The 16214-nt window shown below is 58.5% G+C and carries 19 protein-coding genes; all 19 read left to right on the forward strand.

Annotated features, from left to right (window positions below; genetic code table 11):
* Positions 1–48 precede the first annotated feature (48 nt).
* The 19 genes from JGR68_RS05125 to JGR68_RS05215 all read left to right on the forward strand — a co-directional run bounded on the left by JGR68_RS05125 (position 49) and on the right by JGR68_RS05215 (position 16213).
* Complete coding sequence (locus JGR68_RS05125; protein WP_199361388.1) at positions 49–282, forward strand: superinfection immunity protein; 234 nt, start codon at positions 49–51, stop codon at positions 280–282.
* Positions 279–1022: a DUF4942 domain-containing protein gene (locus tag JGR68_RS05130; protein WP_199361391.1), complete on the forward strand. Its 744-nt coding sequence runs from the start codon at positions 279–281 to the stop codon at positions 1020–1022. The genes JGR68_RS05125 and JGR68_RS05130 overlap by 4 nt, the downstream gene beginning before the upstream one ends.
* 52 nt (positions 1023–1074) lie before the next feature.
* Entirely contained in the window at positions 1075–1743 is a 669-nt protein-coding gene (locus JGR68_RS05135) for a hypothetical protein (RefSeq protein ID WP_199361393.1), read from the forward strand.
* A 198-nt stretch (positions 1744–1941) separates the two neighbouring features.
* The gene (locus tag JGR68_RS05140) at positions 1942–2364 is read left to right on the forward strand and encodes a hypothetical protein (RefSeq protein ID WP_199361395.1); all 423 of its coding nucleotides are present in this window, start codon (positions 1942–1944) and stop codon (positions 2362–2364) included.
* 333 nt (positions 2365–2697) lie between these two features.
* On the forward strand, positions 2698–3279 hold the full coding sequence (locus JGR68_RS05145; protein WP_199361398.1) for a hypothetical protein: 582 nt from the start codon (positions 2698–2700) through the stop codon (positions 3277–3279).
* Positions 3280–3774: 495 nt separating this feature from the next.
* The gene (locus JGR68_RS05150) at positions 3775–3975 is read left to right on the forward strand and encodes a hypothetical protein (protein WP_199361400.1); all 201 of its coding nucleotides are present in this window, start codon (positions 3775–3777) and stop codon (positions 3973–3975) included.
* A gap of 75 nt (positions 3976–4050) precedes the next feature.
* Positions 4051–6099 (forward strand): DNA primase family protein, encoded by a 2049-nt coding sequence (locus tag JGR68_RS05155; protein WP_199361402.1) that lies wholly within the window; start codon positions 4051–4053, stop codon positions 6097–6099.
* Between the two features lie 102 nt (positions 6100–6201).
* Positions 6202–6447: a hypothetical protein gene (locus JGR68_RS05160; RefSeq protein ID WP_199361404.1), complete on the forward strand. Its 246-nt coding sequence runs from the start codon at positions 6202–6204 to the stop codon at positions 6445–6447.
* The gene (locus JGR68_RS05165; RefSeq protein ID WP_199361406.1) at positions 6410–7270 is read left to right on the forward strand and encodes an ArdC family protein; all 861 of its coding nucleotides are present in this window, start codon (positions 6410–6412) and stop codon (positions 7268–7270) included. The genes JGR68_RS05160 and JGR68_RS05165 overlap by 38 nt, the downstream gene beginning before the upstream one ends.
* A gap of 60 nt (positions 7271–7330) precedes the next feature.
* A complete protein-coding gene (locus JGR68_RS05170; RefSeq protein ID WP_199361408.1) occupies positions 7331–8410 on the forward strand; it encodes a hypothetical protein in 1080 nt (359 codons plus the stop codon).
* A gap of 112 nt (positions 8411–8522) precedes the next feature.
* Complete coding sequence (locus tag JGR68_RS05175) at positions 8523–9611, forward strand: DUF697 domain-containing protein (RefSeq protein ID WP_199361411.1); 1089 nt, start codon at positions 8523–8525, stop codon at positions 9609–9611.
* A 946-nt stretch (positions 9612–10557) separates the two neighbouring features.
* Positions 10558–11877 carry a YadA C-terminal domain-containing protein gene (locus JGR68_RS05180; RefSeq protein ID WP_200672734.1) on the forward strand — a complete coding sequence of 440 codons (1320 nt, stop codon included), beginning with the start codon at positions 10558–10560 and terminating at the stop codon, positions 11875–11877.
* Between the two features lie 380 nt (positions 11878–12257).
* Positions 12258–12629 (forward strand): JAB domain-containing protein, encoded by a 372-nt coding sequence (locus JGR68_RS05185; protein ID WP_255527429.1) that lies wholly within the window; start codon positions 12258–12260, stop codon positions 12627–12629.
* Positions 12630–12730: 101 nt separating this feature from the next.
* Positions 12731–13240, forward strand: coding sequence for a hypothetical protein (locus tag JGR68_RS05190; RefSeq protein ID WP_199361417.1), 510 nt, complete (start codon positions 12731–12733; stop codon positions 13238–13240).
* 264 nt (positions 13241–13504) lie between these two features.
* A complete protein-coding gene (locus JGR68_RS05195; protein ID WP_199361419.1) occupies positions 13505–14503 on the forward strand; it encodes a zincin-like metallopeptidase domain-containing protein in 999 nt (332 codons plus the stop codon).
* 83 nt (positions 14504–14586) lie between these two features.
* A complete protein-coding gene (locus tag JGR68_RS05200; protein ID WP_199361420.1) occupies positions 14587–14940 on the forward strand; it encodes a hypothetical protein in 354 nt (117 codons plus the stop codon).
* Between the two features lie 268 nt (positions 14941–15208).
* Positions 15209–15658, forward strand: a complete 450-nt coding sequence (locus tag JGR68_RS05205; protein WP_199361421.1) for a hypothetical protein — start codon at positions 15209–15211, stop codon at positions 15656–15658.
* A gap of 1 nt (position 15659) precedes the next feature.
* A complete protein-coding gene (locus JGR68_RS05210; RefSeq protein ID WP_199361422.1) occupies positions 15660–15950 on the forward strand; it encodes a hypothetical protein in 291 nt (96 codons plus the stop codon).
* Entirely contained in the window at positions 15950–16213 is a 264-nt protein-coding gene (locus JGR68_RS05215; RefSeq protein WP_199361423.1) for a hypothetical protein, read from the forward strand. Before JGR68_RS05210 ends, JGR68_RS05215 begins: the two co-directional genes overlap by 1 nt.
* Position 16214 lies beyond the last annotated feature (1 nt).

Consider the following 16214-nt stretch of genomic DNA (forward strand, 5'->3'; position numbering starts at 1 on the left):
ATCCATTTGTTCGAATAACGTGGATTGACCATCCTTTGAGATATAACCATGGAAAGCTTTTTCAACGAATACCCCGGCGTCTGGCTTGTCTTGTACTTCACCTGTGCTGCGGTGGCGTATTTCCTCCCTACCATTATTGGTATCTGGCGCGATGCCAAGTGGGCAATGCCCGCAGCCTTGATCAACTTCTTCTTCGGATGGTCCGGTATCGGTTGGATCATCGCCCTGGTTATGGTGTTCATTGGGCGGCGCGGCCCACAAGCAGGCTTTCTGAACCGATGAGCCAGCTGATCCGCTCCATTTCAGTGGCCTCCCTGGTCGCCGACAGGCAGCGGCGAATTGAAGCCGCAAGGTCAGTTCAGGCCTCAGCCGACGCACGGGCTTTCGTGGAGTTCCTCACCGGCAACACCATGCACAGCGTCTCAGACCAGGAGCGGCTGGCCAGATACATCCAGGCCGAGGACCGCCGCTGGTGGGGAGTGTTCATCCAGGCCAGTGGTCTGTGGGATTTGTTTCCTCGCTCCGTGCGCGAGGACTGGCACAAGGCGCTGGGGTGGGGAGACTACAAGTACCGGCCCATTGAAGACTGCCCCGAGTTCACTGCCGACGCCGCCCTGGCTACGTTCGAAACGTATGTGGGACAACGCAGCCAGCTGCGAGCCTCCGCGATCCTTGACCTGTACCGCACTCTGTCCTGGGACCACGCCACGAACAAGCCAGCGTTGTTCGGCCGCAAGCTGATCTACAAGCACTTCGCCGACTACAAGGGTTTTACCTCCACCTACGGCAACAATGCCTTGGATGACTTGCTCCGCACCCTGTATCGCCTGGATGGCAGGCCCGAGCCATCAGGCTCGTGGCACAGGGCAGACAACGCCACCGGCTACTTCGAAGTCCGGCAGTTCAAGAATGGCAACGCCCACATCCTCATCGAACGGGGCGACCTAGTCGACCTGCTCAACGCGGAACTTGCTGTGATTTGTCCTGGGGCTCTGCCGGCCCCGGGCAAGGGCAAGCGCTAAGCAACTCTGAGTCCTGGCACCGGTGCCACACTGCTCCAATACAGGAGCAGTCATGTCCACGATCGAAGATCTCAAAACCCGCTCGTACGAGGCAATGTCGGTGCTGGCCGAGACGTACAAGGCCGTTGCCAACCTGGAAGTGAGGATCGACGAGCGCACGGCTACGACCGTGCCCTTGGTGCTGGCCTCCCTGGACATGGCTGACGCCATCTATGTGCTGCTGGCCACGCGCCCGGAGCGTGCATGGGTGGCAGCTCTGGCCCTCCAACGCAGTCAGATGGAGTACGTGCTCAGGGCAGCCTTCTTCGCCAAGGCGGCAAGCCAAGCGGAGCTCATGCGCTTCCGCACCAAAGGCAAGATGCCCAACCGTGGCAAGAACGCTATCTACATCAAACAGGTGGCCGAGGAGGCCGCCGAGCACATGGGTTGGGAGAAGGAGCATCTGGTGCGCACGGTGGTTGTCCACCAGAAGGACCTGTCCAGCGCCGTCCACGGAGGACGCGAAGTCCTGGGCGTGTACACCCAGCGCGAGGAGTGGGGCGACATCGAGGTGCCTTGGGACGAGCTGGGCCACCACATCGGCAACGTCCTCGTATTCGTCCAGCTGGGCTTAGGCGTTGTGATGTCCCACTGTCGACTGGATCCACAACAGCAGGATCAGATTGCAAGACCTGCGTTTGAATCTGCCCATGCCCACTTCGACAAGTGGGGCGCAAAGTAGGTCAAGCCCAGGACTCAGGACTTCCTGCGGGTAGCTGTCCAGACAGCACGATCGCGAGCAAGCGCAAGCCTGGCGGCTGCTTCACACGCTGTTCCCCTAAAGGGCGCGGCCACAGCCCGCGCAGCTTTCGTTTCGCCCTACGGTGCCCTGGCTCTTGCCCGATCGTGCCTTCCCTGCTCACACCCGCAGGAGAAGACCATGAGCTTCGAGCAGACCGTCTCAACGCTGCGCACCAACGCCAGCTCAACATTGCTGGACACAGTTGTAGGTTCCTTCCCCAGCGCCGGGGACATCGAGCCCTGGGCGCATCTGAGCCCTGTTCTGTGGCCTGACCTGCCGGCGAACGACGATGCCCGTCGGGAGCAACTGCCTGTCATCCTGGCCCAGTACTCCGACGAGCTGGCCGGCTACATCACCCGCTTCGAAGACCTTCGAACCCGCCGGCTGGATGCACTGTCGAACTACGACATCGGTATTGCCTACCGCCAGATGGGTCCTGAGGTGGGTCTTGCCCAAGCTCTCACCGCTGTGGCTGGCCACATCGGCAGGGCGCGAGCCCAAATCCTGTGGCTTCTCACTGAGCAGGCACGCCTGACCCCGCCTCAGTTGGCCCTTTTCTAGGGCCAGTTCTACTCCATTCAGTATCGCTAAGCCACTGAAGGGCCTGGCATTTTCCCGAAAAGAAATGCGTCGGGTCTATTACCGAGAACCCCGAGTCCTGGGCTTGCCCGATTGAGTTTTCTGCCACGTCCGGGATAGGCTTGCCACATCGACGGGCAAGCCCTGTCGTGGAGCCAGGGAAACGTGCCTGGCACTGACCGACCCGCAAGGGCGGCATGATGAGGCGCTAAAGGCGGCTGGCCGGTTCACCAGCAAGGGCATCGGGCCCACCTCGCGATTGCCTAGATCGCAAACAAGTCCACCTGCAACGGGTGGCCTGATCTAGGCATTCAAATGAACAAAACCAACTCTGGGCGCGAAAGCGCCAATAACGCTCCACTGCTGTGCACCGGCGAGGCTTATAGCCACCGAATTGTTCGCTTCTGGGCCGAGCAGAATATTCAGCTCGATGTTCTGGACCAGCGCACCTCCAACGGCATCTCCTATTCCACCCTGAGGCTGAAGGGGACGGACCTGCGGTACACCTTGGAGCTCAAAGAGCCAATTCGCGGCTCCCAGGCTTTTGGTGCTGTCTTCGAGAAGATGATCCGGATCAGCACTGATCTGGCTCACGAAGCGGCACTGATTGAGGACAAGGCTAGGAGTGCGGCAGCCAAGCAGTCTCTTATTGAAGCGGCCTTCGACCACTTCAACGCCAATTCCGATTGCGGCCAGGCAGACGCTTACACCGTCGACCTGATTGCGGGTGCCGTGTATTCGGCAATCGAGGAAGTGGTCGCGGAGGGGAAGCTTTTCGACCTCGGAGATATCGTTTTCGAGGCGACTGAGCGCACTGACGAGTACGTGGATACGGTGTTGGGTCAGGCGTTTGCGAACGAACTCGCAGATGAAGAAGGGTTGCGTACCGGTTCGTAAAGCTTGGACAGGGAGACAGGGTGAGGTTTTACCCTGTCTTTCCCACCCTGTCCAGCCTGGAAGCCAGTAGTGGCGCGGTTTCCGGGGTCTCTGGACAGGGAGACAGGGTAAGAACCGAAAAACCCCTGTCCGGAATTGAAAACGTAGTCGAACTAGTGAATGGAGTCTTTAGTTAGTAATTTCCAATACAAAAGCTCTAAATTCAATTCTTACCCTGTCTCCCTGTCTGGACGCTTGTAAATCGTTGAATCTAAAAGGTATATCTCTGGACAGGGTAAGCGGACAGGGTGAATCCTTACCCTGTCTCCCTGTCTGGACAACGACGGCCCACAGCTACAACTGCGAGTGCAGCAGCAGGATGCAATGTATCTCTCGGAAGGACAGCACAAACCTTCCAAAATGGATTTTGCTCTGACTTACGCACTTTTCGGTTTACCAGGGTTGACGATTACCCGCCGCCTTATATCGTCAGTCCTCCACAAGGAGATCGGACGAATGAGCAACGAAATGAAGACAAGCAAAGTGGGTCGGCCTACCAAGCCCAAAGATGAAAAGCATCTTGTGCCGACGATGGTCAAGCTCCAACCGAAGCTGCGTCAGCAGCTCGAAGTGATTGCCAAGCAAAACCGCATGACGCTGTCGGCATATCTGCGCTTGATGGTTGAAGAGCGGGTTTGTTTCGAGCAAGCCGCATAAAAAACACCCCGTCGTTAGCAGCGACGAGGTGTCTAAGAAACGGGTTTCCAGGCCCCACAACACAGGATAAATCCCATGTCGCCTATTGAAAGTACGAACGCTGTCGCAATTAGTCAACCCTGGGCTATGCCCCGCATCCATGAAAAGCTCCTGCGCTGCCAGCGCCCTGTGGACCTGTACCACCACCTTGAAGACGATGAGCCCGTCGAAGAGCTTGTGGAGGAGCTGGCCCAGGAAGAACACAAGGACAACGTCGTCCAGTTCGCTGCGGCCAATGGCACTACCGGCAAGGCCACTCGCAAGAAAAGCACCGAACCGGCGTCGGATAAGAAGGCCAAGAACGGCCCACCGATTAGCTTGCGGTGTGCTCGCTGGTTTTTCGGCCACGGCATCGACGGTATGAGGCTGGCGGCAGAGAACCGCGGTCGGAACATCGTTATTCGTGCCTGGAACGGGACGTACTGGCAAGAAGTGTTCGAGGAGGTGGCCAAGCCCAAGATCCAGAAGTGGCTCGAACAGTTCGCTGAAAGCTCCTGTACCCCCCACAACGTCAACGACTCCTGGAAGACCCTGCGCGACAAGGTCGTCGAGTCTCGGCTGATGTTCAAAGGAAATTCGGCCAAGCCCGATGAAAGCCATTGCGTCGTCTTGCCGTTCAAGGACGGCTACCTTCACATCACGGCCGACAAGGCGTGGATGGAAAAGGCTAACCCCGACTATGGGATCAAGCATTGCGCGAACGTGGAGTTGGGCCTCAGGCACATGCAGGCGTTTTCTCCGAAGGGAATTCCCGCCGACAGCCAGTTTGGCAAGTACTTGGCCTCGTCGCTTTCTAACCCCGAGACCCGCGCTATCGTCCAGCAGCACTGCGCGATGTCGTTCATGCGCAACAAGTACCACCTGGTGGGTTGGTGGGTGGGTGATGCAGGCGTGGGTAAGTCGGTACTGGTGAAGATGCTCCATCACGTCCACGGCAAGGATGACCAGGGTCGCACCAACTACGGAGCTTTGGACCTGACCAAGCTCGACGGTGAGCACTACCTGGAAAACATTGTGGACAAGACCTTCCTGTCTGTCGGCGAAGTCAACGTGGCCCGCCCCTGGTGTGAAGACACGTTCAAGATGCTGTCGGCAGGGGACTCCGTGGACGTCAACCCCAAGAACGAGAAGATCTTCTCCTACCAGTGCGAAGCTTTCATGGTCGTTTGCTCAAACCAGGCACCGGTCGTTCGGGACGAGTCCGGGGGCGTGATGCGCCGCCTTCAGGTTGTAATGTGGGAAGGCTCCATGGAGCGGCGTGGGAATGTGGTGTACGACCTGGACAAAATCGTGTTTGAGCAGGAGCCGCAGTTGCTTGTTGGCTGGATTGTCGACGGCATCCAGAAGATCCTTCGTCAGGGCGGTCCGGTCCGGGACAAGGATCTGCCTATGGAGATGCGCAAGTTCACCCAGCGTTTGAAGAAGGACAACGATAGCGTCGAGGCATGGATTATCGACTGCGAGATCGTCAAGACCCGAGACCAGAATGTCGAGGTCCGCAAGCGCGAAGTCTATGAGCATTACATCGCCTACTGCCATGAGGCTTGTATCGACAAGCCCAGGGGCGAGGCAGTGTTCTGGAAGATCCTCGCCCGCAAGATGGGCGTCAACATCGATGACATTACCCGCCGGCCGAACCTGGCTGAGGGGGGTAAGGGTCCGGCTCTCATCCGCACCATTGCCATCAAGCCCGAAGATATCGCCAAGGAAAAGCTGACGCGTCTCCAGGAGCAGGCGATCGCAGAAGGCCGCTTCGAAGAGCAGATTGCCAACGACGACCCCTTCTCCGATGACTTCTTCGAGCCCACAAGCCATAGGCTCGAGCAGGTGCCGGTGTATGACTCCACGGAACTCAATGAGATCAGCCGGTTGGCTCAGGTCATCACCCCCGCAGTTCAGACTACGCCTGGCGGGACTCATGTCCGATTTCGAATTGGGACGGATGCGGGGAAGGATTTTCTGACGGCTGCGCGAAAGGCGAACTTGTCGCCCGAGGAGCTTGCTCAGCGATTGGCTCTGGCAGTTGCCTCAGATCCAACTCTGATGGAAAGGGTGGTAGGTGTCATCGACCAAAAGGCGGGCTAACCCCGAGTCCTGGCGTTGGCAAATTCCCCGAACCACTTCGCAAGGGGGATATTGCCAACCGCTTTGACGCTCTCACACTGGTCAAAGCATAGAGGACCCGCCATGACCATTGACAACGAGCAATTCACGATTGACGAAATACTGCTGGCAGCCCATCGATTTCATATCCAGAAAACGGAAACCGGGGCTGTGCTTAGCCTGGCTGATGACTTCATGCCAGCGGACAAGCACCTTTCGACCATCGATGACTGCTTGATGTTCGTGGGTGCGGCATTGGAGCGAGGGCACAAAGTCAACATCGAGGTGCCCCATGGATCTTCAAGAGTATCAAGCCCGCCAAGCACGTAGTTTTTACGCCAACCTGCGGGAGGCGACAGCCCCCGTCTTTTTCCGCTGGCAAGACCCGGAAAACCCAATGCCACAAATCGGTGGTGAGCCCCGGGGAGTGTCCGGCTACCCCTTCCAAGGGGACAACGCCACGCAGCTGGCTATGGCGTCCAAAGCCCAAGGCTTTCAGTCCCCCTACTGGATGACCTACGAGCAGGCCAAAGCCTGTGGCGGCACCGTTCGCCGCGGTGAGGTAGGCACAAAAATCCTGTCGTGGATGGGAGGCAAGGACGGCAAGCCCTACGAGCCGATCCTCATGACCGTGTTCAACGCCGACCAGATCTCCAACCTGGACATCCCCAGGACTGTCGGTTTGACACCCCAGCAGCAGGCCACCCGTCAGGCTGGACTGGATGCTTTGATCCCGCCCCGGAAGAAGACGCCCACGCCCCAGCAGTACAACGAACGCTTAGCCCAGGTTCTGGCCGAGCGCTTTCCAGCCGGAGAGACCCCCGAACAGCAGGCGCAAGCCACTCTTCGCCGGGAACTTGCAATGCTCACTGCACAGGCCCGGTTGGGTCTGCCCCGTCAGCTGGATCCGAAGATGGCTGACGACCTGGCTCCCTACGTGGAGAAGCGTCCGAACTGGCGCGAGTTGGAGTCGGCCATCGACGAGGCGAACAAGGCGGTCAAAGAGCTGGGAGTAGAGGCTCTGGTGTACGACAAGCTTGACCGCAATCAGGTTGCCGCCGAGGTCAAGCCGGCTGCGTTGCCCAAGACGCCACGGACGCGAGCCAAGGCCGTTGAGAAGGGCAAAGCCAAGGACTCGGAAATTCCATTCTGAGTATGGTTGCCAAGACAGACATCCTGCCACAGGATGTCTGTTGGTACAGGGGGATCATGGATGAAAAACGTATTGACGCTGGCATTGGCATGTGGACTGGTCATGCTCTCAACGAATGTTGAGGCGCAATCGAAGCGGGCCCGACTTTTGGGCGTGATCTATGACACGGTCGAAGGAAAAATCAGGGACCAGATTGAAGATGAGAGACGAGAGGAAATTGTCGATCCCCGTGTGAGGCCAACGCTCGACGGTGGCGTTGATATCGATTTTCCTGACCCTATTGAAGTCGCCAAATTGGCCATGCTTGGTGATATGGACGCCAACCCTGTTATGGGCGCGTTCTATCCACCAGATCCTTCCTTTATTCCACCTGAGCTTGAAGGCTACACCCACGTACGGCGTGGAGGTGGGTCATGGCAGCCGTTTATGTTCCGAGGCTTGGGTACCTGCGATCCGATGTATCTGGCGAACGCCCATGCGAAGATCAACGTGGCCTTCGATGATCTACCCTACAGCTGCAAGAAGGTAGAGGCGCAAATTATTGGTGGGGTAGGGAAACCCAATGTTTCCGTCGTTCAAGTCGACGGTATCGGTATCAAGGTCCCACCTGGAGAAGTTGCCGCAGCGTACGCGCAGCGCGTGGCTACGCTTGGGGCTACGAACAAGTACTACTCCCGCGGCGCCGGTACTGTGCTCAAAATCCGCGATGGTGTGGTAATCAGCATTCCTGCAAAAGCTCTTGCCGATCTGCCTGGTAAGGTCGTCGGACCCAATGCGTTGGATGGCGATTACGGGCTCGATGCTTACAGCATCTACAAGAACACCTTGAACTTCTTCATCCCACTGTCTCCCCAAGAGATTGAAACACGAGCAGTGCGATTCAATCGGGATCCGAACTTTCACAACCACCACCTCCACACCATCTTTTACCGGATCACTGGGGTGAGAACCTGCCCGAAAGACCGGCATCAGCGGTACGAGATCAATGTCGAAGTTGATGAGGTTCGGTATTACATGGGACGAGGTCTCGATGCCCCCTACAAGACATGGCGCCCCGGTACTGGTCAGTCCCAGCCCAATGGGTTGCCGTTCGATGCCATGCCATCTGGGCCCCGCCAAAACTTGCCCTGCGGGTTGTAGCTCACCGCTCGGACCCAACGACAGTGTCAAGCGCACCCCCGGCGGGTAGGATGTCTACCAGCCGAAGCACGGCTGAGAACAACAATCAGGGGGAATGGTGGATAAGGGACTTTTGGACAACATCGCCGCGGCAGTGGCAGAAGCCACGAAGGAAATGGGCCGGGTGAACATCCTCATTGCAGGTCGCTCTGGCGTGGGCAAGTCCACGCTGATCAACTCCATGTTCCACGCCAACCTGGCCGAGACCGGGCAGGGCCGCGCGATCACCATGGAGATCAAGGAGTACACCAAGGAAGGCTTGCCGGTATCGGTCATCGACACCCGCGGCCTGGAGATGGCCAACTACCAGGAGACGGTCAAGGCCCTGGAAGATCTCGTGGCCACTCGTGCTGCCGACTCCGACCCGAACAAACACATCCACGTCGTGTGGCTGTGTGTTCTGGAAGACAGCAGGCGTGTGGAAGAGGCTGAGATCGCCCTCCACCAGGCCCTGGCAAAGACGCTGCCCGTCATTGGCGTCATCACCAAGGCCAGGGCCGACAACGGGTTCAAGTCCGAGGTCGAAAAGCTCCTGCCCCTGTGTCGCAATGTCGTTCGCGTGCGAGCGATCGGAGAACAATTCGATGAGGGCCACTCGCTGCCACCCTTGGGCTTGGACACACTCGTTGAGTTGACCAACGGTGCCATCCCCGACGGTCATCGCCGGGCCTTCGCTGCTGCACAGAAAGCTGACCTCAATGCCAAGCGCAATGAGGCCCGCAAGTTCGTCTATGCCGCAGCAACCGCCGCCGGCACCGCGGGCCTGAGCCCTCTCCCGATGTCAGACGCGTTCCTCATCGCTCCCTTCCAAATTGGCATGATCGCCAAGATCACCAGTGTGTTTGGCGTGCCGCTGAGCAACACCATGATGGCCTCATTGGTTACCTCAGCCGTTGGTGTGGCAGGCGCAAGCTTCTTGGGTCGGGCTGTGGTCAGCAACCTCCTCAAGCTCATCCCAGGTGCGGGCACTGCCGCAGGTGCTGCCATCTCCTCGACCACCGCAGCAGCGCTGACCACTGCCATGGGTGAGGCTTACATCAGCGCCTTGATGGCGATCTTCACCGAGAACCCCGACGCTGACCCTTCCGGTCAGGAAATCGGCGAGCGAGTGAAGAAGATCCTCCGCGAGAAGCTGGAAAAGACCGAAGAGCAGCCAGCCTGATAGTAGTTACTCGATCCAGTTCGAGAAATCGAACCGACTTTTCACGATAAGGCGGCTACGGCCGCCTTACTCGTTTCTGCATGCTTGCCAAATCATGTTTTGTTTTTAGCGTGGGTAGACCTATCACTATTGGTCCATCCACATCATGAAGTACACAATCCTTTCTCTTGCGTTATTGGCTGCCTCCGGCGGCGTGTATGCACAAGTTTACGATCCAGGTGAAGGAAACTACGCCTGCGAAGGTGCAATTCTTGCTGACACCGAACAGACTCGGTTGAGCACAGTGTGTGGCCACGGTGCGGAGACCAATGGCACTGATACCACTGCCACTGGTAGTTATGCGAAGGCCACGGCTACAGCCGCCACAGCGACTGGATCAAAGTCGACAGCTAGCGGAGGGAATTCGACGGCGACTGGGCATGCAGCCTCAGCTACTGGACTTCAATCAACTGCGACTGGTTCAAGTGCTCAGGCGTCCGCTGAGCGGTCAACATCCACTGGCCACCTGGCGAGGGCTACAGGACTCAATTCGAGCACATATGGGGCCTCCTCCCAATCTACCGGAGCCTACTCTTCGACATATGGCTCTGGCGCAAGATCCACTGCAGAAAATGCCTCATCTTTCGGAGCAAATAGTAATGCTTCGGGCGCAAATTCTTTTGCTGGTGGATATTTTGCTCGATCCAGTGGCCAGTACTCCGCCGCAGTTGGGGACAACTCCAACGCCACTGGAATGTTTTCGGCGACTTACGGATCCAATAGCCAAGCTCACCAACAGGGCGCAACAGCTCTTGGTGCAATTTCCAACGTAAACGGTGTGGCTGCCACTGGACTCGGATATCGATCGAATGTCAGTGCCGCTCGGGGAACCGGCGTAGGAGCCGAGACAAAGGTAAGTGCAGAGTGTGTTGCCGTTGGGTATGGCTCGGAATGCGATGAAGAAGGCGTGGTTTCTTTTGGAAACGATACTTCAACCGCACGTCTGACCAACGTGGCCAACGGCTTGGCTCCCAACGACGCAGTCAACATGAGTCAAATGACTCCTGTTGCTTCAGGCTTTGGCGGAGGCGCGGGCTTCAACTCCATGGGCCAGTTTGTCCCTCCGGCCTACGTCTACCTCTCCGGAGCCACCTACAACACAGTAGAAGGTGGTCTGTACGACCTTGACGCCCGCGTGTGGAACTTGGAGCAAAACCCTGGTGGCGGCGGCCAAGGTCCAGCAGGTCCCGCAGGTGCCGACGGTGCGTCTGCTTACCAGGTGGCTGTCAACAATGGCTTCTCTGGCACCGAAACCGAGTGGCTCGAGTCCCTGCGTGGTGCAGATGGCCAGGATGGCCGCGACGGGATCGATGGTCGTGATGGAGCCGACGGCCGGGACGGTCAGGACGGCGAGCGCGGTGAGAAGGGAGATAAGGGCGACAAGGGAGATAAGGGCGACAAGGGCGACCGCGGCGAGCCTGGTCCTCCCGGAAGTGGTGAGGGTGGCCAAGGCCCAGAAGGCCCAGAAGGCCCCGAAGGCCCAGAAGGCCCGCAAGGCCCTGAAGGTCCAGCCGGTCGTGATGGAATTGACGGCCGAGATGGGATTGATGGCATCGACGGCGATGACGGCCGCTCAGCCTACGAAGTCGCTGTTGCCAACGGCTTCGAGGGCGATGAGCAGGAATGGCTCGAGTCTCTCCACGGCCGAGATGGCAAGGACGGAGTCGGCAGCAAGGCGGTAGCTGGCAAGAATATTGAAGTGTCCGACAACGAAGATGGCTCCCAGACCGTAGCTCTTGCCGACAACGTCGAGTTGAGCGAGCAGGGCAGCCTGTCAGTCGGTGCCACAACCGTCGACGCCCAAGGCGTTCGTATCCAAGGTGGCCCTTCAATGACCCAGCAGGGTATCGACGCTGGCAACCAGCGCATCACGGGTGTCGCCAACGGCCGGATTGAGCGTGGCTCAACCGATGCCGTCAACGGTGGCCAGCTCTACGAGCTCCAGCAGCAGTGGGATGACCGCTGGACGGACATCGACAACCGCTTCGAGCGTACCGACAAGCGCATCAACGGCCTCGGAGCCCAGATGGGCGCCATGTCGATGATGGCCGCAACTCCTGGCGAAGGTGGCATGACCGTGGGCTTGGGCCACTCCGGTGGCGAGACTGCTCTGGCAGTGGGCTGGTCGCGCAGGATCAATGACCGGGTCAGCGTGTCTGCAGGTGCCGCCTTCGGTGGTGGCAACAAGCCGGTTGTCGGAGTGGGCATGCGGATCGGCGGTCGCTGAGCTTCCGCAAGGGGTTTCATGTGGATGGCCCCACGCGGGGGAGGTGGTGCTTCGGTACCACCTCCTTTTTTTGTGTTTGGACGAATGTAGGTCCCAGCTCGCCTGCGGGCTTTGGACACTTTGCCGGGTCGGGCCACAGCGCAAGCCTGTCGGCTTCTCCACTCCATCCACCCGTCGGGAAGGTGTGCGACACGCCCACCTGGCTTCCGTTTCGACCTGCGGTGCGCTGCGGCCTTCATGCCCCGGCGTTGGTCCTGCGCACGCCAACCAGGCGAGCCAGGAGAACCAACATGCGCTTTCCAAAACCACTTACAAACGAGCAGAACAGGACGCTCGAGCAAGCCGAAGCCCTTCTTCGCTCCCGCGTCCGCGAAGGCCTCATGGTCTGCGACCCCTCAGCGGCCGGAAATATGTTCCGCTACCGCCTGGCGAGCCATGACCGGGAAGTCTTCTCAGTTGCGTTCCTCACCACGAGGCACAAGGTTATCGCCGTGGAAGACATGTTCGCCGGCACTATCGACGGGGCTGAGATCCATCCTCGAGAAATCGCCAAGCGAGCATTGGAGCACAACGCCGCAGCGGTACTCGTTTCGCACAACCATCCATCCGGAAATCTACAGCCTAGCGCTCAGGACATGGCTCTAACCTCCCGTCTCAAGGAAGCTCTCAAAATTCTTGATATTCGCCTGCTGGATCACTTCGTCGTTTCCACCGAGGGATATACCTCGCTTGCCGCCCGTGGCTGGGTCTAACCCGGCCACTTGACTATAGGCAACTGCGAAGCAAATCATGCAATCGCAGTTGCCAATTTCACCTGGTCCACCACGATGAATATTCATCACAGGAGACAGCCATGCGTTTTGACCCTCTCGCCTTTCTAGCCGGTGTTGCTGCAAACAAAAGCCAAGCTCCTGAGGAGCTTTTCATTCCGGACAACACACCCACTGAAATTGCCAACGCACGTTTGAACCAGATCAACCGCAATGCCAATGCCGACTTCTTCGAGGCTCAGGCAGATCAGATCGACCTGGCGCGCGTGGAGGCCAAGAGAACCCGCACTCTCGCAGTTCAAATTGCCGTGGATCGGCTTGCCTTGCACGAAACGCTGGCGTTCGTTGAGAAGCGCTGGCGCGAAGGAGCCACGGTCGAGCAAACCTTCAAGGAGGCGCAGAAGGTGCGCGGGGATGCGTACGACAAGATCATGAGGGACCCCAATCGAACCCAGAGGCTCGAGAATGGTGTCAGGGCCATGACTGGTGATAAGGCTGAGTCCCGCTCATCGCTGGTCGATGACATGCCCGTTGGTTCCAAGCCGAAGGCTATTTATCGTCCGTCCCGCCCAGCTCCGGGACACGATCGGTAAATCTGCGAACCGCAGCGGAAATCCGCAACTTTGTTCTGGAAAGCCTGGAACCCACTCATAACGTGGGTGGATGGAAGACGCACTCTCACCCTCAGACGCCATAGACGCCTCACTGCGATACCGCATTGTTCGCATTCGCGACGGTGTGGCCATTGAAGTTGGCACATCCGACGATCACCTGCTTGACGCCAGACAGGCTCTCTCCATTGTTCGAGTTGCACTGGAACGAGGCGACGAAGTCAGTATCGAGGTTCCTCTGGAGCCATGAAGTACGCGGACTTGGCGCTGGCCCAGGCGAAAGTCCTCATCGAGCTGATGAAGCAGGGCAAGCCCTTCTTGCCCGTCCTCAAACCCGGCGATCCATCCACCATCGCCAACCTGCCTTACAACCCGACCACCGGGAAAGCCTACCGGGGCGGCAACCGTGTGATGTTGTACCTGGTGGGTATGACCAACGGCTACGAAGACAACCGTTGGTTGACGTACAAGCAGGCACAGTCCGTTGGCGCGCAAGTGAAAAAGGGAGCCAAGTCCGTCCCGTTGCGCTATGTGATGTTTCCCAACGGCCAGGAAGCGGAACAAGCCACTGTCGTCCAACCTTGGATGGACAAGCCCAGGACGTTCTTCTTCAACGTGTTCAACGCCGAAGATATCGACGGGCTCCCGCCCCCTCCGCAGCGCCCTGAAACCACTCCCGCTCAGCGGATTGAGCGGTGTGAAGCACTTCTGGCAGCCTCCGGGGCCGTCATCGTTCATGGCGCCAGCCAACCACATTACGCGCCAAAAGCAGACAAGATTGGCCTGCCTTACCCGGAGCGCTTCGTCTCTCCAGACGCTTACTACGCCGTGGCGCTTCATGAATTGGCCCACTGGAGCGGACACGAAACGCGTCTGGCTCGCGACCTGACAGGTGCGTTCGGATCCGAGTCCTATGCCAAAGAAGAAATGATCGCCGAGACGGCAAGCCACCTCATGGGTGTGGAGCTCGGGATTGGACACGACCCGTCTCAACATGCCGCCTACATCCACCACTGGATGAAGATTGCCGGAGAGGATCCGTCGTTCCTGTACACCGCAGCCGCAGCCGCGGAGAAAGTGTGCGACTTCGTCGGTCTGGAACGCTTTTCCTACGAGCCTATGCTGCCCCCAGAGCCTGAGGTCGAGGTCTCCGACGTCGCCATCCCTGCACTGGAAGATGCTGCCAAGGACATCGCAAAAGTGGCGGCTCGGGCCGTTGTCCCGGCCGCCGAAATGGTGATGTAAGGCAATTCGCACTTCTTCGAAAGTAAGGTTGCCAAATCCAACTTCAATCGCATGCTGGTGAAACATCCACATGGAGTTTTGCTATGCGTACAGTTTCAATTACAGCGTTGTCCTTGGTAATAGGCTTGTTTTTTCAGCCTCAAGTATATGCTCAAAGCCAAGTAGATCTAAGCCAGGCTGAAGAAGCCTGGTTGGAGGCTGCTCGTATGAAGGGCTCTCAGCGGAGCGATGATACGCCTTTGCTTGAGGAGGCCACCGACATAAAAGAGTATTGTAAATCTATGGAAAGAATTATCTATATCGACGCTTGGGGAAAGGAAAAGTCTATAAGCCTGTTCGATTACGATTTCATCGATGGTGTCCTCATTCAACGGAAAAGTATCGACGTCGGGCGCGCGACTAAGACTTGTCTTCCGGTTGAATTGAAAAGTGCCTGACTGAGGCTGGGGCCGGACGCGCTTTTTGTCTTCGAGCCATCACGGATGGCCCCTGCGGGCTCAATCGCTGGCCCAAAAGCACAGCTGGAATGGTTGAACTTCGCTGTGTGCCTTCCGGCGCCGCTATCCAGTCAAGGGTCGTTCGTGGGCCCGTGTCCTGCGTCCCGCGCCAGCCCACTCACTTGTTCCCTTGACTTCGCGTTGCCTGCCGGCGGCCGGTTCCCATCAGGAACATTCCGAGGGCATGTCCCCGGGCAGGGAACGAGAAATGACCAACACCACCGAAACCTGGTACTGCCAAGACTGCGGCTGCCGCGATATCCGGCACGACGCCATCGCGCGGTTTGACCCCGAGGAGCAGGCCTGGGAAGTGCTGTCGCTTCTGGACAACAACTGGTGCGAGAGCTGCACCACGCGCAACGATAAGCGCTGTGGCAACCCCTTCTTTGGCACGCCGCCGGAGTTCACCGTGGTGGCTTACGTCCCCACCGGTCCCGAAGAAGGCCACATCCACCTCCAGCGGCCCCTGGGCCCTGATGAGCTGGTGGATCCTCGCAGCTTCGCAGAGGAAGTGGCCAACAGCCTCGAGCGCGAAATCAGTGATGAGGGTGGGCACATCCCGAATTGCGCTGGCGATCTTCGTGTGGAGATCCGCCGCGACCCCGGCAACTCCACGGTCATCTGGTCGGGCGAGTCCTTCTACTTCAAGGAAAGCTGACATGAGACGACGCACTGGCCCCATCGCCCCCGGCTACGTTCGGCGTACCTCGCCCACCGCCTGCTCGGTCATGCCCTTCACCGGCTCGAGCGTGGAGGAGATGGAGCAGCTGCGCTATCTGGCCAAAACCTACGCCCGCAACGTGCCCTATGGGCTGGACTGGCCGATCAATTTCTGGTCCGAACGCATTGGTTTCGACGCTGGCGATCATGCCGCGCACTGCTGGCTGACGGGCTATTTCAACCGCAACACCGACCCCGCCCTGGTGGCCGGCAACGAAACGAGACACTGATGAACACCAACACCTTCAACGGGCCCCACGGCTGGATGCTGGTGGCCGACCGCCGGGAAGTCTTTCCAGATGATCCAGGCAATGGCACACCACTGATGGTGTACGCGCCCAAGGCCACGGCCAGCGGAACGCTGGGCCGAGTACTGGACACCGCCGAAGTTGACGAGGCGCGAAACGCCAATGCTCGCGAGGTGCCCGGAGACGTCATGACTTGGCTGGAGAACGTGGCCGATCAGGCTCAAACCTTTGTCTATGGAGACTGAT

It is taken from the genome of Luteimonas sp. MC1750, from assembly GCF_016615955.1.
Taxonomy (GTDB): domain Bacteria; phylum Pseudomonadota; class Gammaproteobacteria; order Xanthomonadales; family Xanthomonadaceae; genus Luteimonas.

Coding starts and splice junctions, on each gene's coding strand:
- JGR68_RS05125 (WP_199361388.1), top strand. CDS start 49: ATGGAAAGCTTTTTCAACGAATACCCCGGCGTCTGGCTTGTCTTGTAC.
- JGR68_RS05130 (WP_199361391.1), top strand. CDS start 279: ATGAGCCAGCTGATCCGCTCCATTTCAGTGGCCTCCCTGGTCGCCGAC.
- JGR68_RS05135 (WP_199361393.1), top strand. CDS start 1,075: ATGTCCACGATCGAAGATCTCAAAACCCGCTCGTACGAGGCAATGTCG.
- JGR68_RS05140 (WP_199361395.1), top strand. CDS start 1,942: ATGAGCTTCGAGCAGACCGTCTCAACGCTGCGCACCAACGCCAGCTCA.
- JGR68_RS05145 (WP_199361398.1), top strand. CDS start 2,698: ATGAACAAAACCAACTCTGGGCGCGAAAGCGCCAATAACGCTCCACTG.
- JGR68_RS05150 (WP_199361400.1), top strand. CDS start 3,775: ATGAGCAACGAAATGAAGACAAGCAAAGTGGGTCGGCCTACCAAGCCC.
- JGR68_RS05155 (WP_199361402.1), top strand. CDS start 4,051: ATGTCGCCTATTGAAAGTACGAACGCTGTCGCAATTAGTCAACCCTGG.
- JGR68_RS05160 (WP_199361404.1), top strand. CDS start 6,202: ATGACCATTGACAACGAGCAATTCACGATTGACGAAATACTGCTGGCA.
- JGR68_RS05165 (WP_199361406.1), top strand. CDS start 6,410: ATGGATCTTCAAGAGTATCAAGCCCGCCAAGCACGTAGTTTTTACGCC.
- JGR68_RS05170 (WP_199361408.1), top strand. CDS start 7,331: ATGAAAAACGTATTGACGCTGGCATTGGCATGTGGACTGGTCATGCTC.
- JGR68_RS05185 (WP_255527429.1), top strand. CDS start 12,258: ATGGTCTGCGACCCCTCAGCGGCCGGAAATATGTTCCGCTACCGCCTG.
- JGR68_RS05190 (WP_199361417.1), top strand. CDS start 12,731: ATGCGTTTTGACCCTCTCGCCTTTCTAGCCGGTGTTGCTGCAAACAAA.
- JGR68_RS05195 (WP_199361419.1), top strand. CDS start 13,505: ATGAAGTACGCGGACTTGGCGCTGGCCCAGGCGAAAGTCCTCATCGAG.
- JGR68_RS05200 (WP_199361420.1), top strand. CDS start 14,587: ATGCGTACAGTTTCAATTACAGCGTTGTCCTTGGTAATAGGCTTGTTT.
- JGR68_RS05205 (WP_199361421.1), top strand. CDS start 15,209: ATGACCAACACCACCGAAACCTGGTACTGCCAAGACTGCGGCTGCCGC.
- JGR68_RS05210 (WP_199361422.1), top strand. CDS start 15,660: ATGAGACGACGCACTGGCCCCATCGCCCCCGGCTACGTTCGGCGTACC.
- JGR68_RS05215 (WP_199361423.1), top strand. CDS start 15,950: ATGAACACCAACACCTTCAACGGGCCCCACGGCTGGATGCTGGTGGCC.